Source organism: Pseudomonas sp. 43(2021) (genome assembly GCF_017490805.1).
GTDB lineage: Bacteria > Pseudomonadota > Gammaproteobacteria > Pseudomonadales > Pseudomonadaceae > Aquipseudomonas.
Genome location: NZ_JAFGYJ010000121.1, coordinates 1 through 691 on the forward strand (window position 1 = coordinate 1; position 691 = coordinate 691).

Consider the following 691-nt stretch of genomic DNA (forward strand, 5'->3'; position numbering starts at 1 on the left):
CCATCCCTGCAAGCGCTGCGCAAGGATGGCGTGCAGATCATTCGCTCGTCCCACGTCAACGCTGGCGGCTTTGTCCTGCGTAACGCCGAACAGCCTGACGACAAATACGACTGGGTTGTCGCTCACGATCTGAACCCGCAAAAAGCCCGCATCCTGGCGATGGTCGCGCTGACCAAGACCAACGACAGTAAAGAGCTGCAACGGATGTTCTGGGAATACTGATTGAACATCGCCTGATCACGTCTCGATCGGGCAATTGCGCATCACCTGCCAGCTTGGCAGGTGGTGCCCCGCTTACACCCTTCCAATACTTTTCCCACAAAAATCTCGACAAGCCCTACACCAAAACCGGAAACACGCTGTCAGAGGATTTTCTTGAATTTTAAGCAGTTGCGAAATCGCCTACAGTTAAATACTGTATGCACGTACAGCTTAATAAGGATAACCTCGTGGCCACCTCTCCTGCTGCTCCTGACGCTTACGACCGCATGGGTATGCGCGTTCAGAAAATCATCAATTCCCCCACCGCACAAAAAGCCAAAGCCGCACTGATTTTCCGTCTGCCGGATGAGCCGATGGACGACTGGGAGCGCTTGCTCGAGGAAATCGACGAGAACGACAACGTTACCCTCGCTTATCGCGACGACGGTGGCGTGCAGATTTTTTGGGTTGTGCCGAAGGAAGATTGATT

The 691-nt window shown here is 53.4% G+C and carries 1 protein-coding gene and 1 pseudogene; both read left to right on the forward strand.

All coding sequences use genetic code 11. The features are described 5' to 3' along the window. A pseudogene (locus J5M71_RS26280) lies at window positions 1–222 on the forward strand (L-asparaginase); the annotation flags it as partial. Window positions 223–419: 197 nt separating this feature from the next. Continuing rightward, on the forward strand, window positions 420–689 hold the full coding sequence (locus J5M71_RS26285; protein ID WP_122610297.1) for a DUF1654 domain-containing protein: 270 nt from the start codon (window positions 420–422) through the stop codon (window positions 687–689). Window positions 690–691: the final 2 nt, after the last annotated feature.

Excerpts from the sequence above, each read along its gene's own strand:
- J5M71_RS26285 (WP_122610297.1), top strand. The coding sequence starts at position 420 with ATGCACGTACAGCTTAATAAGGATAACCTCGTGGCCACCTCTCCTGCT.